Source organism: Stieleria sp. JC731 (assembly GCF_020966635.1).
Classification (GTDB): domain Bacteria; phylum Planctomycetota; class Planctomycetia; order Pirellulales; family Pirellulaceae; genus Stieleria.
Genome location: NZ_JAJKFQ010000011.1, coordinates 1,148,475 through 1,165,120, shown reverse-complemented (window position 1 = coordinate 1,165,120; position 16,646 = coordinate 1,148,475). Strand labels below are relative to the sequence as shown.

Below are 16,646 nucleotides of genomic sequence, written 5' to 3'. Positions count from 1 at the left end.
CTAGAAGCAAACGGCTCGGTCACCAGTTTCGATGTGATCCATCGCCGAACGGTCCGTCGTGACGGCAACTGCTTGAGCTCCATTGACCGACTCGATCAACAAGTGTCCGACTAGCCGTTCACCGGTCAAGTACGAGTGATAAACGGTCACGGATGAACCGACGCGGAACGGTTGGCCGCTTCGCAAAGCAATCTTACCGGTTCGGTGATTCACTCCCACAACCGTCGCTTGAACCTTTGATTGGACACTGCGGGTTTGAGTCGCCGGTGCAGGCTGAGCTTTAGCAGGAGCGGTGAACTGTGGCTGCGAGTTGATTGGCAGAGCCACTGGTTTTGGGCGGCGAACCAATTGCGGAACCGCTTGAAGGGGTTTCGCTTCAGTTGCTTGTTGCGGTTCGTCGGCAGCGTCTTCGATGGCCGACACGTGTGAAATCGTGACAGGCTGAATCGCCATACCGCCGATCATGCGAACGGTACCGACCTCGACACCTTTGGCTGTCTTCTTCGATGATGCATCGGTGGTTGAAGTGTTGTTGCTCGCCGAATTCAAAAGCACCGGCATCGGCTGCAGCGTGGAACCGGATGTCGAATCAATATCCTTGATTGGCTGAGGGATTTGATTGCTTGGCGATTGCAAACCGTCTTCTTCGATTACATACGTTTCCCCAGATTCAGGAACGCTAACGTACGACGGCGAAGGCATCGGGATGCTGGTTGTTTCCGCTTCGACATCAATCGCTGTTGCTCCCCCTTCACCCTCGATCGCTTCGACTTCCTCTTCGGTTTCGCCTTGGATCGGAACCGTTTTGATCGGCTCACCTAGGTCAGGAATGTCTTCTTCGATCGGACCGGTGGCACGATTGGGGCAGCAGATTTTCAATGCTTTTGCTGCCGCCGCGCGAATTTCGGCACTCGGTTCCAGCATGCAGCCGTTGTCATCACGTTCGTAAGCGATTTCGCTGAGTCGTTTGGTTACTTTTTCGCTGCAGCACGAGGTCGAGCCGCAAGACTTGCAGCATTCGCCATTGGCAGTGTCCGCGATAGCATCGATCGCAGCCAAGCGAACATCCGGCGTGCAATCATCCATGGCCGCTAGCAGGGCGTCAGTGATTTTGCCTTCTTTGTCGTAGCAGCCGCATCCCATTGTCGCCAAGAACTTGATCGCCTTGATCTTCTGCATCTTCAGGTCTTCGGCCTGCTTGATCTCGGCAGCCGCTTTAATCGCGGGATTGTCTGATTCCAAGTTTGCAGGATCGCCAATTCGCTTGACCGGTGGCTTGCGTTCCAGTCCTGGAAAATTGCCATGCCGGTTGACAGTCACATCGCGGATTTTCTGAAGGCCTTGCGGAATCCCCATGAAACGCCAGATCGTAGGCGACGGAGCTGCGGCAGGGGCTTGGGCACGTGCGACCGATGCCGTTGAAGCCACCAGAACTGCGACCGAAAGCCGAATGATGTGTTTTCTATTCACGTCGCATTCCGTTGCGTGATGTGTGAATGGCGGGGATGTCCGGGCTCGTTGGCGCAGACCGTGGCGCCGAACGGAAGTGATTTACCCAATCCTGAACATCGGCAATTCAATCAGTCGAGTTCATGGGCAAACCCTTAGCAGACCAAGTTCCCCCCCGTTTTTTATCACTCTTTGGCAAACCATGCCGGTTATTCCGCAACTGAGTGCCAGTGAAAGCCGACGGGGCACAACAATTTTGCAGCCAACAACGCGAAACACAAAGTTTCACAGTTGTTCGTTTCAGTTAAAACAACCCCTGTTCGCTGTCCAACCAATCCTCCTCATCTTCCGCGAAGGCAGTGTCGACGGTATCGAGCCAGGATCCGGCATCAGAAAGAGCCGAATCCGACTGCGTATCGCCTTCACCAATCCCTTCAGACTCGGCCGACGAAAGAGCCTCGGCGACCGACAGGTAATTGATCACCATCAAAGCATCACGCGGTTCAATGGTTCCATTTCCATTGACGTCGGCTGACGGATTGGTTTCGTACAGCGATGACTCGCCAGACTGTCCGATCGACAACAGATTGATCACCACCAGAGCGTCTGTCGGTGAGACGGTTCCGTCGCCATTGACATCTGTCGAGTTGGCCAGAATGACTGGATCTTCTTCGCTCGGTGGGGACGTGCTGCCGGGAGATGGAGCCAATGGTAACTTGCTAGGTTCTGTTACCGCGAGGGCCGCAACGGGGTTCGGAAACGCGGGTGCAAATGGTGTTAGCGAAGGATGCAGTGGGCTGAAACTGATGACGTTTGGATCGATAAAGATCGCCCGCAACCAAGTGATCACGTCTTTCTCGCCACCACCATCGCCGACGACTTCGCAATTACGGATCTGGTCGGTGCCATGCTGAATGCAGACATCGCCGAGCGGGATAAAAGCTTCGCTGCCACCGTCAATGATTTCACCATCGGTGGTTTCTTCGGCATTGCTTCCCAAGTCTTGATCGGTGAACAGGATGTCGTTGCCACCACGGGCATACAGAAAATCGACACCCGATCCGCCGGTTAACAAGTCTTGCCCGGAACCGCCGAACATGATGTCGTTGCCACCCAAGCCATCCATGACGGAGATCACCGAGGTTCGGTTGACGAGCTGGTCGTCGCCATCGCCACCTTCGACACGAATGAATTCGACCCCTGAAATCTCGAGCGGTTCGGCGTCCATATCGCCTACCGTTCCGATGGTGATTTGATCTGCGCCCGCTGTTCCTAGGACTTCGAACTTGTCGGTACCAGGACCGCCGATCATCCCGACGCGTTGCAAGCTGACACCGATATCAAACGGGTCGTCACTGCTAACGGTGAAAACATCGTTGCCAGCACCGGTTGTGACTTCGATGTCTTCGATCCCAAACGTTTCAAAGACTTCATTACCCACAGTTTGACGCGGCGACCCCGGAACCGTCGAAACCAAAACACCCGCCGCCGGTCCTGTGATCGCGTACCGCAAATCCAGAGCGGTGGTCGCGGAACTGGCGACCAATCGGATTCTATCACCGGTTTCGATGTTCGGTTCAGTAAGCTCGATCGGCAGCAACGTCGGACCTGTCGTGCCGGCCCCTTCGTTGAACGTCACGGTGGTCCCGTCATTGGCACCGCCGTCGATAAACAATTGGCGTGTAGCCGCAATCGAATCGACGGAAGGGTCTGCGTTGGGATCGTCGTTAAGCTTCCCAAGGTAGCCTGCCGAATCGGAACCATCGGCAGTCAGTGTAAAGAGATCGTTGTCACCACCACCCTGCAGATCGACAGTCGTATTCAAGTAGACTTCGTTGACATCGATTGTGTCGGCCCCGGAACCAGCTTGAACGGCAATCAAGGCTTCGCCTGTACGGACCGGCGATAGCGGTTCTGGATTCAAAGTGACCGAGTCAGCCTGATCGCCGGTGCTGACCATCACCCCTGCCAAATCACCTAGCGAACTAATCGATACGGCGTCGGAACCAATTTCCGTCATCACACCAAGGATGCTTGAGGAGCCCGTCGAATCAACGGTGACTTGATCGGCATCGGCACCACTGTTGATCTCGGTGATCGAATCGACGCCGGTGGTTTGAACGGTGATTTGATCAGTCCCGATGCCGGTATTGATGTCCGTATACACCGCATCGGCTGTCGATTGAACGTCGAACGTATCGTCGCCGGAGCCGGTTTCGATTTGGACAGACTCGACAGTCCCGTAAACAATCATCCCCGCTGACATCAACGTCCGGACGAAAGTGCTTGATGTCAGTTCATAAAAACTATTCACCGAGTGATCGTTGTCAGCAATGTTCAACTGATCGCCCAGAACCACAGTTTCGCTGACAGTCGCGATATTTGAATCGGTACGGTGTGCCGCGACGTCAAACGTCACGCTCGAAGGGTCAGTATCGCCTTCGCCGAAGACACAAATCAGACCGCCCAGTTGGTCGAGCGTTCCGACCTGCGTTCCACGAGGATCCAGACGCGTCCCATCGGCAGAATCGTTGACGTTGAAGGTATCGTCTCCGTCACCACCAAAAAACTCCGAAGTGCTTTCGATCCCAGTCCCGATTACATTCGCCACATCGTTTTCTGTCCCCAAGTTCACCGCCAAAACCGAGGCTTGACCGGTGGTATGAACTTCAAATAAGTCGATCCCCGCGGCGGTATCGATGGCAAGTCCACTTGCCGCGCCAGTCGAAGCGACACTGACATCATCGTTACCTTCACCTGTGCTTGCACGCGTGACGCTGTTGGCGCCGGTTGCGTTAACGACAAGCAGATCGTTTCCTTGACCTGCATCGACCGTTGTCAGCGAATCGGCTCCGGTGGAACTGATCACGATGATGTCCAAACCGTCTCCAGTCGTGATGTTGGTCGTGCTCGAATCCGGTGAACCGAGTAACGTGACCTGATCATCAGCATCGCCGGTTTCCAGATTCACCGATTCGATATCGACATAGTTAAAGACTGGCGTAACGACACGTTGAAACGTGTTGACACCGAGCACATAGGCCATGCCTGCGGCGTTGTCTTCATCACTAATATTGACGGTGTCACCTACGGGCACCTCAACATCAACCATGACGGAACTCTTGACCGTGACAGCATCCGTTCGCGTGACGGCCGGCTCTTCGCCGCCTCCGTCGATCGTCAGGGCACCAAGGAAGCCGTCTAAATCTCCGGCAGGATCTCCGCTAGGGTTGAGCAGGTTGCCATCGGCATCCGAAGACAGATTGATCGTGTCGTTGCCGTCACCGGTATCCAGTTCGGTTTCACTACCAATCGCAGAGCTGCGTACATTGATTACATCGTTTTGATCACCCGACGAAACCGATGTGACGGCCAAATTTCCGACACCAACGATGGTGATCACATCGCTTGCGATCCCTGTGTCGATTGACAACCCGCTGGAAGCCCCCGTGGTGACGACATCGACAACGTCCTGATCATCACCAGTTGCGACATTCACCAAGCTTCCCGAACCGGTCGAATCGATCGTGACGGTGTCATTGCCCAATTGGGTCTGGATTGAAACCAGGCTTTGGCTTCCGGTAGCAGCCAACTGAACCGTGTCATCGCCTGCGCCGGTGACAAACGATGAAAAAGTCACCGCCTGAACCGACGCAATCTGCAACGTATCGTTGCCGCTGCCAGTTTCGACCTGCACACTTTCTACCCGAGCCAATTCGATCGTCGGGCCGCCGACACGAGTAAATTGAGTCGGTTCAAAAGTGTAGGCATTGTCAGCAACGGAAGCACGATCACTGATGTTAACTTGATCGCCACGAGGCACGGCGACACTAACCATGCTGCCACCGACGGTCAGCGAATCAGTAATTTCGGGTGGAACTAGATGTGCATCACCGAACAGACAGATTTCTCCGATCAATCCATCCAGGTCTCCATTCATCGAACCTTCAGGATTCAGCCGATCGCCATCAGCGAGTGATGACAAGTTGAACGTATCATTGCCGTCATCACCGAAGACTTCCGTCAAGCTTCCTGCTGCCAAACTACGGACGTTGATTACATCCGCACCACCACCGAGTCCGAGGGAATTGATCGAATCAGTTCCGACGGCGGCGATCGAGATCACATCGACTCCGTCAGACGCGTCGACCGACAAGCCACTGGCAATGCCAGTTCCATCAATCTGAATATCGTCATCACCAAGACCGGTGTTTACGGTGGTGACCGACTGCCCCGTGCCAGTCCCCGTTACGCTAACGACATCATTGCCGTTGCCGGTGTCGATGCGAAGCGCGCTCCCATCAGCGGTAGACGTGACGGTGATCGCATCGTCCCCATCGCCTGACTCAACCGTCGTTAAGATCAACCCTGTCGAGAGCACGTCCACTGAATCGGCGTCGATTCCTGTGCGAAGTGTTAATTGCTCGATCATGTCGTAGCTGATCGCGGGATTTCCGATCCGTTGCACACTTGTCGCAGTTACTTCATAGTCATGCGCGAGCGGTGATCCGGAATCGTCGATGATCAATTCATCGCCACCAATGACGACCGAAGAAGCCATGGCCCCTTTCGCCGTCACGGTATCGTTGATCGATCCGATATCAGGTTGCACGCCGCCGTTGACGCTGACCGTGCCGAGAATGCCGTCTAACGTTCCAGCAGCGGAGCCGATCGTAATGGTGTCGACGCCATCTCCACCATTTACAGTCGCTGCGATCGTCGATAGCACGTTTTCAATGGTGATGACATCGTCGCCTTCATCGCCATTGATCGTCAGATCCGAAAACGTCGAAGCGGCATCCAGCTCGGTAACGAAAACTTGATCGATGCCTAATCCGCTATTGACGATCACAGAATCAGACGGACTCGCAAAGCTAACAAGCTCGCCAAGCGTGGAATCGATTTGATTCATTCCGTCGTTGACAATCGCATCGTCGCCAAGCGTAATCGTTTCATCGCCACCAAGAAAATCAAACGTGATCGTCGTTGCCGTCAAGCTTACAACCACCGGTTCCAGCCCCGTGTAGGTGATCGTCTGATTGATCCCCAGCGTTTGCGTGACCAATTCGATGGAACCGCTATGCGCATCATTGAAGCCCATGCCGATCGAGTCGGCGGAGCCGTTGATCAAGGTCAACTGATCACCAACCGCCGACGATTGATTGCCACCTTCGAATCCGACCGGGACCGTAAAGTCACCACCACTGAAATCGAGGATCAACTCATTGTTGTCGTCACCGCCATTAATTTGGATGCTGGAGACATCGAACAACGGTTCAAAGTCTAGCACGACCTGCTGGTTAATATCGAAGACGATCAACCCGTTGTCGGACACTGAAATCATCGTTTGATTGATTTCGCCGGGCTCTAAACTAGGATCGTCCGGGATGTCAAATACATACGGGTCTGCGGCGAGCAACTGACGCCGCTCCAACGACTCAGCAAAGAGGCGACGGCGTCGCTTGTTAGGACGCGATCGACGGGACGTTTTGCGGGCGAAGCGTACAGACTGCTTGGTCTGGCGAGACGATTGGGGCATGTTGTGTTTCTCGAAACGATTCTCGTTGCGGCCGGGGCGCAGCGCAATCGTGTCACCAACAATGCCAATTCACAGACCGCTCGCGGTGGAGCGTCTCATTAGGCCATGCTTCGCTGACGTTTTTTGAGCAATCTAAATACAGATTACCGGAGTCGCGATTCGCGTAACTCCGTCCCGATCGAGCCGTAAATACGAGCGTTGGGCAAACGATCGAGAACCTGCACCCCTTGGGGGGCTAGTAAAGTCTGGCAAAATAGATGAATCAAGTACCAGTTTGACGGATGGTGGGATTATTGACACTATCCACACTCTCTGCCCGTTCTTCGGGGGGCCGTGTTCGGCGAAAAACTCCCATCAGGGACGTCACGATGGAGGGTTCGATTACTTCTAAGTGGTGGCACTGAGAACCATGACGGCGATACCCTTACCTTGGCGAAGTCCTCAGTGCTCTGCCGCAGCGATACCGGCGGCTCGGCCGGTGCTAAACGCAGCCTGAAAGTTGTATCCCCCGATCCAACCATCGACGTCCAGCAATTCACCCGCGATGTGCAGTCCCGGATGAAGGCGACTTTCCAGCGTACGTGGATCGACTTCTTTAAGCGAAACACCGCCGGCGGTGACTTCCGCTTTTTCGAATCCACGAGTTCCTTTCACAGGCATCGGAATCCTTTTTAGCGACGCAACAATTCTTCGAAGGCTGTCTTTGGACAACTGTGCGATCGTCACGTCGGCTCCGCTTATCTGCGCAACGCTTTCGGCAACTCGAGTTGGCAACCAGTCTGCCAACACGTTCGCGACCGGACGCTTACCGGCGGCTCCTCCCCGATTTTGCAAGACTTCGACCAACTGGGTTTCCTCGATCGATGGAAGCAGATCAGCAACAAGGACACGGCTGTCAAAAGAATCCCCTTGCGTGATAACGCCACTGACATCCATCGCAGCTGGCCCGGAAAAACCAAAGTGAGTGAACAACCAACTGCTTTGCCGGACGACAAGAGGCTTCAATTTTTTGCCGGATTTTGTCTGCCAATCATCGCGGTCATAGACGCTTGCGGTCACCTCTGGCAAGGTGATCCCGGACAGCTCATTCATCCAGCGATCGCCGCCAACCAACGGGACTAAGGCCGGCCGAGTCTTGACGATGGTGTGCCCAAGTTGATGCATCCAGGGATAGCCGTCTCCCGTCGTCCCACAACCGGGCCAGCTTTTGCCCCCGGAAGTCACGATCACCTTGTCGCACTGGATCGAATCGGATTCCGTTTGAACCAACCATCCTGCATCTTGCTGCTGAATCGATCGAACAGCAGTCTGCATCTGCAATCGCACACCCGCATCGTGAACTCGATTTAACAGAGCGTCACGAACATGGATCGCTCGATCAGATTTGGGGAACACTTTACCGGTGGATTCGACTTTCGTATCAACGCCCAATCGATTGAACATGTCGACAACATCCGACGGCGGAAACGCACCGACGGACTTTTGCAAAAAGCGACCGGCTTTTCCAAAGGCGGCTGCGATCCCCTTCGCATCGGTGTTCTGGGTGATATTGCAGCGAGTCCCACCTGACATCAGGATTTTGACGCCTGCTTTGCGATTCTTCTCTAGCAGAATCACTTCGGCGCCACGCATCGCAGCCTCGCTCGCGGCGACCATTCCGGCCGCTCCAGCACCGACGACGACGACCCGGTGAGCCGATTTGTCACGGTCGTTGGATTGTAAAGATTTTCCCATTAGGCGGGATTTTACGAGAAAGGTCTTTTAAACTGTACGGTTTATTCGGTGGTCTAATCATCATCACCGAATCGACGCGACGATGAGAACAGCAAAGATACACTCCAGCGCATAAAAGAACGATGTCACTTGATTCAGCTGCAAACGACCACATTCTGAAACGTCCAGCAATCGAGCCGACCCAGAAGGCTTCCAACAACGCGAACGGCACTTCGACTGGCCAGTTTTCGTTTGCCGAAGCGAGATCTTTAATCAGCGACCTGACTCAACCGAACGCAAAGATCTACTGGACCGATTTTCTTGCATCGATCCTGATCGGTTTTGCCGCGTTTCATGTGATGGTCTACGCACCACAGATTTACGGCTTGCAGCCATGGGTGATCGCTGCAGTATCAGTGTCTTATGTGGTGACGATCGTGCTGTTCATGAGATCGGTCATGTTCATTCACGAGCTGGTCCACCTTCCCAAAGATGGATTCAATGGGTTCCGAATCGTTTGGAACGCGCTGTGCGGCATACCATTGTTCGTTCCGTCTTTTCTTTACTACCCTCATGTCGATCACCACCGCCGTAAACACTACGGCACCGAGCATGATGGCGAATACTTGTCGCTAAGCCATCGCAGCCCGCTGTTGATCATTGGCTTCATCGCGCAAGCGGCGATCATCCCGGTCTTGGGATTGTTCCGATTTGTTGTGATGAGTCCACTCTGTTGGGCGTTTCCAAAGCTTCGACCGCTCGTCCATCGCCATGCTTCAACCATGGTGGTCGATCCGTTCTACGAAAGGACGGATGCATCGAAGAAAGTGATGCGCATCGTTGTGATGCAAGAGTTCTTCTGCTTCTTGGTAGGCGTCTGGATCATTACCGGACATAAATTGGTCTTCGGAACTTGGTTCAATCCCCTGTGGATCGTTGCCTACGCCGTCGCGATCGGACTGTTGACGCTTAACGAAATCCGTACGCTCGGTGCACACCGCTGGACAGGTGACGGCAGCGAGATGACATTCGAAGAACAGCTGCTCGATTCGGTAAACTACCCCCACCATCCTTGGATCAGCGAACTGTGGGGGCCGGTCGGTACCCGCTACCACGCGTTGCACCACCTGTTCCCACGACTGCCGTACCACAACTTGGGAAAAGCCCACCGTCGTTTGATGGAAGGACTGCCGGCGGATTCCCCGTACCGAAAAACGGAAGCCCCCAACCTGTTCAGCGAAATTGCTGCACTATGGCATCGTGCGGCCAACCGCAACGAGTCGCAACCGAAATCAGAATCGCAACGCGTCGCGGCCTAACTCGTGCTGCCTCGCGGCTTAAATCCTGCTGCCTCGCGGCTCAACAAGCGATTCTTCATCGTCGCCTCCCTGCTTGCGTCGTTCGTTCGAGTTGAGCGATACTGGCGCCGAAATTAGCCTGACTAGATAAAAAGGCAGATAGAGGGGAAGCGGTTTGAGCGATGACGGTTTGACAGATAAGGATGTGCATGCTGGCTACGAATTCGAAGGCGGCATGTTCAGCCGAGTGCGCAGTTGGGTCGACTTGTTCCCCTGCGTCCGGCTCTTTCGCGTTCTGCGACTGCTCGCGTCTCCTGTATATATCAGCTGTACTTTACTGGCGCTGATACTCACCGCAATCGCGTGCAACCTGCTTGGGACATCAATCCCGTTCCTAATGCCGACATCTTTGTCTTCCCCACCATTGTCAGCGATTCAATGGTGGCGATTGCCAGGCGGCTTCGGACACTCCGTGCTGCCAACCGAACCGGCATCGATCAAAGGTGGATGGACAGAACGGATACTCTTCTTTGTTGGGATGCTTTTGATCTGGACGCCCGCGTTTCAACTAGCCGCCCGAGCAGGCGCTTCGCTCACTGCAGATCGAGGCCTTCCGAAGATCGGACAATCGATACGCATTGCGGCTAGACGCCTGGGATATTCATACCTGGTTCCGATCACGATGATGCTCGCAATCGGTGCCGCTTTGTTAGCACTGGTTTTACTCAGCATGCCCGGCTTCGCAGCTTCAGTACCGCCGTTTCGAACGGTCGTCGGATGGATCGTTGGCGCGGGTGCGATACCTGTCGGACTGATGATCTTTGGTGCCAGCATCGCCATACCATTCGGATATGTGGCGATGATCTGCGAAAAGGATCCTGATCCGATCGACTCCCTTAGTCGTGGGTTCGAATATCTATTTCGCAGGCCGCTGCAGTTAGCCGGATATACGATGCTGTCGACGTTGATCGTATCGGCGATCCTGTGGATCTACGGTGGCGTGTTCGAAAGCGCCAAAACGGCTCTGCTGGTCACGCCAGGTTCGCTTCAAAATGATGGTGCGTTTCGATTGGCAACGCTACAATCGATTCGCTGCTTCGTTACAGCGTGGCTACTGACATTGGCTTTTGGATTGATGGGCGGCATGTATCTGTTGCTGCGTCGCGATGCGGGCGGTCAAGACATCGAAGACTTCTGGGAACCGGTCCCGTCGCCGAAAACGTCGCTTCCGGAACTCCCTCCGCAGGCATATGAACCATGAATCAACCGCCAACAAAACCAACGGCAAGGCCCTCGGTGCCTCGGTTTCAAATCAGCCTGTCGATGATGCTGTTGTTAATGGTCGTCTTTGCGTTCATCTCCGCGGCATTGTTTTATGCCTCGCGGGTTCCCGTCATCCGCGAAGAACTAAGCATGTTGATTTATGGTGAGATCCGCGAAGGTGGCGAAGATGCTGGCCGACTGGCACATCGAGCCTTCATCATGTTCACGTTTACGTCGCCTTTGCTTTTGGCCGCGACCCTGTCGCTAGCTGTCAACATTCTCGAAAGGCTTGGCCGTCGATAGGCGTCGCCCGCATCTTGCGGTTCCCGCAATCTTGGTTTTGAAAAGCAACTTCGTTTCGCGCAGATAGAGAACTCCATTGGGAGACTTGCCTAACGTCACCGACGTCGACATCCCCGATCTGCTCCGTTCGATCTTGGGAAAGCAAGTCGATGCGGCCGGATCACTTGCGGATTTCGGCGAAAGCTTGTTTGAAAAATACGCCAGCATCGGTCGCTTGCGATTTGGATCGCACCCCAGTTCGCTATCTTTTCCAACCCAAGCGATTGATTGGTATGACTTAGGATTCACTTGTCCTGACCAGTCGATCCGATTAAGTCGCACGTTAGATTATGCGGCAGGTGATTTTTACTTGCAGGACGCCGGATCGATGCTGGCACTTGCGGCGTGCAACGCAGATCGCAGCCTAGCCGAGACCGAGCGATCGCCCCTGGTTTGCGATCTCTGCGCTGCACCGGGTGGAAAGGCATCGGCGCTGCTTGAAAACATTGGCTCGGGATTCCTCGTTGCGAACGAACCGATCCGTTCACGCATTGCACCGCTAGCCTTCAACTTAGCGCGAACGGGTAGCAATCGATATGCGATCAGTTCGATGGACCCGGAACAACTTGCTGACTTATTGGGCGGAGTGTTTGACATCGTCGTTGTCGATGCCCCTTGTAGCGGGCAGGCTTTGCTGGGCCGAGGAAAACAAACCTTAGCCTCGATCACGTTGCCGCAAATCGAGCACAGCGCTGCAAGAGCACAACGGATCTTAGCTGCAGCGGTCAAGCTACTACGTCCCGGCGGTCGGCTGGTCTTCAGCACCTGCACGTTTGCGGAACTCGAAAATGAGGCTCAGGTCAGATGGCTGATCGACCAGTTCCCAATACGACCATTGCCCCTAGACAGACTGCAATCGTACTGCAGTGTTGATGGGTCCAATTGCACCTACCGTTTGTGGCCGCATCAGCATCAATGTGCTGGCAGCTTTGCAGCGTCTCTTAGCAGTGAAGCTACGACACCCGCGGATGGTTCCTATCGGGAACCCAAAAAGAAACGCAAAGACAAATCTAAGACGGATGTCGAATTTCCCGACGCGATCCGATCGGTTGTCTGCGAAGATGAAGTACGGACACATGCTTCAGACGTCGTTCTCTGGGGATGGCCCATCGATGCCCCCGCCTGGGTCGAATCGATCGCTACGTGCGGACCTGAACTGGCCTATCGAACTGGGCGCACTTGGAAACCATCACACCAGCTCGCTCGGCGTCGAGATCTACAATTCACGGATGTGGTTGATGTCGACGATGAGTGCGCGAAAACTTATTTAAGCGGTCAGCCAATTCCTTGCGACAAAAACGGTTGGCGAGTTGTCCGCCACCAAAACCGTGGCCTCGGGTGGGTCAAAGCATCGGGCGGAATCGGCAAGAATCATTTGCCATCGACCGCGCGATTGCCGTCTTAGCGGGCTGGTGGGTGTCGATTGTCGTGATTTAATTTCGATGCCGATCGAGTGGAGACCCGCACGCTGGCGCGTTAGCGGCTGATGGATCAATCAAACCGAGCCGTGATCGCGCTAGCGACGGTTGTATGATCGTCGAAGTGGAGAACCGCACGCTGGCGCGTTTGCGGCTGATGGGTCAATCAAACTGATCCGTAATCGCACTAGCGACGGTTGTATGATCAGCGAAGGTTTTAGCGGGCAGAGCCCGCAAGACATCGCATGCGAGGCGGGAGCCTCGCACGAGCCAGCTACCCTCTCGTCGCAAGGCTCCCGCCTTGCGATGCAATGTTTTGCAGCCTCCGGCTGCCGATAGCTGCGGCAATCGTGTTGTGGTTAGAAAGGAAGAAACCAGGGGATGGACTCATCGCTTCGTCCACTACCGCTTTGCAGATCCTGTGGAGAACCGCACGCTGGCGCGTTGGCGGCTGATGGATCAATCAAACTGAACCGTGATCGCGCTAGCGACGGTTGTTTGATCGTCGAAGGTTTTGGCGGGCCGAGCCCGCAAGACATCGCATGCGAGGCGGGAGCCTCGCACGAGCCAGCTACCCTCTCGTCGCAAGGCTCCGGCCTTGCGACGCACTGTTTTGCAGCCTCCGGCTGCCGATAGCTTCAATCGCGACGAGAAGGCTACTTTGTCAGAATCAACTTGCCCTGACGTGTTTTGCGGAGACGGTAGATCTGCCCGGAGAACTCGATCCAAATTTCGTCGCCGCAGCGAGCGAGTTCTTCGAATCGAATGATTTTTGGCAGCTCGATCGGCGGGATCGCGGATTGCGACGGGTTCGTTTCGTCTTGCATCAGGCCGTCGTTGGCTGGATTGGTTTGTCGTCTTTGTGCTGATTCTTTCAGCCACTAGCGTAACCTTGATGAAAACAGTTCTCAATAGCAACAAGCCTCGGAATGAAGTCACCTTTCGGGCTATTGGGTACCGCCATAGACTGTACAGCCCGTTTCTTCACCGAATTTGCCGCTTCTGCCCATAGGTTTCCCCAACGTATGTCCGACGATCATGCTGCCGGCTCGGGTCCGCAAGAGCCTGGAAATAACCAGAATCCGCCTCTTCGAGCCCGAGTTCCAGAACATGTTGCTCGCGGGATGTTCAGCACCGGCGCGATCGTGATGACAGGCCCCAGCGAATACATCGTCGACTTTTTGCAGACGATCGGGCGACCACACGTTGTTGCCGCACGCGTTGTGATCCCTCATTCTGTGATGCCTCAGTTTATCGAAGCACTACAAACCAACTTGGATCTGTACACCAATCGTTTTGGTGCCCCTGGCGTTCCCAAGCAGCAGCAGCCGAATCCGGACGCGCGTCGTCCGACGCCTCAAGAAATTTATGACGATCTGAAACTTCCCGACGAAGTCTTGAGCGGCACCTATGCCAACGGGGTCATGATCGGACATGGGGCGACGGAATTCGGTTTGGATTTCCTAACCAGCTTCTTTCCACAATCCGCAGTCAGCTCGCGTGTCTTCGTCGCGGCAGGCCAAGTTCCCAGATTGCTCGATTCGCTCAAAGGTGCTGTTCGCCAATTAGAACTGCGACGGAACGAGGCCGCTTCCGGGCAGTCACCCAACCCAGCTGTAGAAACATCACCCGATAGCGAGTCAGACGATTCAACTTCGGGACCAAATGATCCGCCACCTGCAGCACCGGGCGACGACTCCATCGACCCGCCACCAGCTTCCTAATAAACGGGCATCCCATCAAAGCTTATGGCAATCTCTGACCACCTTCCGTTGATGAACGAACTTCCGATGGCCTCCATCCCGGGTGGATTGCCACTTGTTCTTGCCAGTGGGTCGCCAAGACGGTCGCAACTGCTAAAGGCGGCGGGATACGAATTCAGTGTCGACCCGGCAGGAGCTGAAGCCGAATGCGGAATGTGCAGCCGAGAGACTGCGCCGGAGCTTGTTGCCCGATATGCGTTTCGCAAAGCGGAAGATGTTGTCGCACGTCACCAATCAGCTTTAGTTCTTGCGGCTGACACCGTGGCTTCGGTTGCAGGTCAGATCTTGGGTAAGCCACATGACGAAGCTCATGCGGAGGAGATGCTCCGTACACTTAGTGGTCGAAAGCACGATGTGTTCACAGGAGTTTGCTTGTGGCGAAGCACTGACAGCAAATGCATCGTTGATGTCGTCAGAACAGAATTAGTGATGGAAACCCTCACCGATTCGATGATCGACGACTATCTGAAAACGATGTTGTGGGATGGCAAAGCGGGCGCCTTTGGATACCAGGATGGCAACGATTGGATCCGTATCGTCGGCAACGGAAGCGAAAGCAACGTTGTCGGTTTGCCAATGGAACGGCTAAAAGAATTGCTGGAAACGTTCGACGAAATAGCCGAAACAATCGATACCGTAGGTCCGGAAACGCCTACTTCAAACCAGTAAGCTCTGCTAAAGTTTGCGGGCAGTTCCGCTGGACTGCACACGACTCGAATTGATTGGTGCGAATCGATGCCTCAACGCCTATCCCCATCCCACCTTTGGCGTACTCCGTCGCGACGCCGCGACTTCCATTTGCTTTCGTGTGTCATTTTGATCGCAGCAGTTTGCTTTTCTGGTCCTGCTTTGGCAGCCGACAGCAACTGGGCCGAGAAGATGTTCAAAACCACTGAGCATGACTTTCGTGCGGTCGGACGTGGGGCAAAGTGCGAATATCACTTCGACTTCACCAACCTCTACCAAGAAGACGTACACGTCGCGGCAGTCCGATCGAGCTGCGGTTGTACCAGCCCGACGATCTCGAAAGATCTGGTCAAGACTCACGAGACCGCATCGATCATCGCCAAGTTCAACACCAGTTCCTTCATCGGACAAAAATCGGCGACCGTCACAGTTGTCTTCGATAAGCCTTACTACGCCGAAGTCCGTCTGAAAGTCGAAGGCTACATCCGCACGGACATCACATTCGATCCGCCCGAAGTCGCATTTGGCGAACTGGGCTCCGGCGAAGAAACCGAACAGGACATTACTGTCACTCATACTGGAAACAGCAACTGGCAGATCTCGGATATTCGCAGCCACTGTGAACACCTACAGGTCAAACTGAGCGCCCCGCAAAAGTCACCCGGTGTTGTCCGCTATCGGATGCGAGTCAAAGTACTGCCATCGATGCCAGAGGGCGATGTTCGTGAACGCCTGACCTTGATCAGTAACGATTCGCAGTTCCCCACGACCGAGATGTCGGTCAACGGCCGAATTCGTCCGTCCATCAGCGTCTCGCCCGCAGCAGTCAACTTGGGTTCAAACAAGCCGGGGGCTGTGGTCGAAAAACGCCTGATCGTTCGTGGCGAAGAGCCATTCGAAATCACCGACGTCGTTTGCGCTGACAAACGATTCGAATTCGATGCCCCATCGGGCGAAAAGAAGCTTCACTTCGTCACAATGAAATTCACAGCCGGTGACGACGCGGATCAGATCGGTCAAGAGATCCGCATCAACACCAACCTGAAAGGCGGTCGCAGCGTCAAGTGTGTCGCGACCGGCACGATCGAAGGCTAGTCTGGCCGGACAGAACAGTTTGCACGGTTTGAATGCACGAACTGTTCATCTGTGAAATCTGCAGTCAACGTACGAGCCA

11 protein-coding genes are annotated in these 16,646 nt (G+C 54.6%); 7 read left to right on the top strand and 4 right to left on the bottom strand.

What is annotated here, in order from left to right:
- From LOC67_RS21180 to LOC67_RS21170, 3 genes are all read right to left on the bottom strand, one after another.
- Positions 1 to 1,470 (bottom strand): hypothetical protein, encoded by a 1,470-nt coding sequence (locus tag LOC67_RS21180; protein WP_230264810.1) that lies wholly within the window; start codon positions 1,468 to 1,470, stop codon positions 1 to 3.
- Positions 1,471 to 1,753: 283 nt separating this feature from the next.
- On the bottom strand, positions 1,754 to 6,988 hold the full coding sequence (locus tag LOC67_RS21175) for a dockerin type I domain-containing protein (RefSeq protein ID WP_230264809.1): 5,235 nt from the start codon (positions 6,986 to 6,988) through the stop codon (positions 1,754 to 1,756).
- A gap of 441 nt (positions 6,989 to 7,429) precedes the next feature.
- Positions 7,430 to 8,722: an NAD(P)/FAD-dependent oxidoreductase gene (locus tag LOC67_RS21170; RefSeq protein ID WP_230264808.1), complete on the bottom strand. Its 1,293-nt coding sequence runs from the start codon at positions 8,720 to 8,722 to the stop codon at positions 7,430 to 7,432.
- Positions 8,723 to 8,844: 122 nt separating this feature from the next.
- Between LOC67_RS21170 and LOC67_RS21165 the strand changes: the two genes are divergently transcribed.
- The 4 genes from LOC67_RS21165 to LOC67_RS21150 all read left to right on the top strand — a co-directional run bounded on the left by LOC67_RS21165 (position 8,845) and on the right by LOC67_RS21150 (position 13,009).
- Positions 8,845 to 10,020, top strand: a complete 1,176-nt coding sequence (locus tag LOC67_RS21165; RefSeq protein WP_230264807.1) for a fatty acid desaturase family protein — start codon at positions 8,845 to 8,847, stop codon at positions 10,018 to 10,020.
- A gap of 169 nt (positions 10,021 to 10,189) precedes the next feature.
- Entirely contained in the window at positions 10,190 to 11,260 is a 1,071-nt protein-coding gene (locus tag LOC67_RS21160; protein ID WP_230264806.1) for a hypothetical protein, read from the top strand.
- Positions 11,257 to 11,565: a hypothetical protein gene (locus LOC67_RS21155; protein ID WP_230264804.1), complete on the top strand. Its 309-nt coding sequence runs from the start codon at positions 11,257 to 11,259 to the stop codon at positions 11,563 to 11,565. Before LOC67_RS21160 ends, LOC67_RS21155 begins: the two co-directional genes overlap by 4 nt.
- A 76-nt stretch (positions 11,566 to 11,641) precedes the next feature.
- Positions 11,642 to 13,009, top strand: coding sequence for a methyltransferase RsmF C-terminal domain-like protein (locus LOC67_RS21150; RefSeq protein WP_230264802.1), 1,368 nt, complete (start codon positions 11,642 to 11,644; stop codon positions 13,007 to 13,009).
- A 669-nt stretch (positions 13,010 to 13,678) separates the two neighbouring features.
- On the opposite strand, the gene hemP is transcribed toward LOC67_RS21150, so the two are convergent.
- Complete coding sequence (hemP, locus tag LOC67_RS21145) at positions 13,679 to 13,849, bottom strand: hemin uptake protein HemP (RefSeq protein WP_230264800.1); 171 nt, start codon at positions 13,847 to 13,849, stop codon at positions 13,679 to 13,681.
- A 198-nt stretch (positions 13,850 to 14,047) separates the two neighbouring features.
- Between hemP and LOC67_RS21140 the strand changes: the two genes are divergently transcribed.
- The 3 genes from LOC67_RS21140 (at position 14,048) to LOC67_RS21130 (ending at position 16,567) form a co-directional block, all read left to right on the top strand.
- On the top strand, positions 14,048 to 14,746 hold the full coding sequence (locus LOC67_RS21140; RefSeq protein ID WP_230264799.1) for a DUF3467 domain-containing protein: 699 nt from the start codon (positions 14,048 to 14,050) through the stop codon (positions 14,744 to 14,746).
- A gap of 51 nt (positions 14,747 to 14,797) precedes the next feature.
- On the top strand, positions 14,798 to 15,454 hold the full coding sequence (locus LOC67_RS21135) for a Maf family protein (protein WP_230265088.1): 657 nt from the start codon (positions 14,798 to 14,800) through the stop codon (positions 15,452 to 15,454).
- A gap of 66 nt (positions 15,455 to 15,520) precedes the next feature.
- Positions 15,521 to 16,567 carry a DUF1573 domain-containing protein gene (locus tag LOC67_RS21130; RefSeq protein ID WP_230264798.1) on the top strand — a complete coding sequence of 349 codons (1,047 nt, stop codon included), beginning with the start codon at positions 15,521 to 15,523 and terminating at the stop codon, positions 16,565 to 16,567.
- Positions 16,568 to 16,646: the final 79 nt, after the last annotated feature.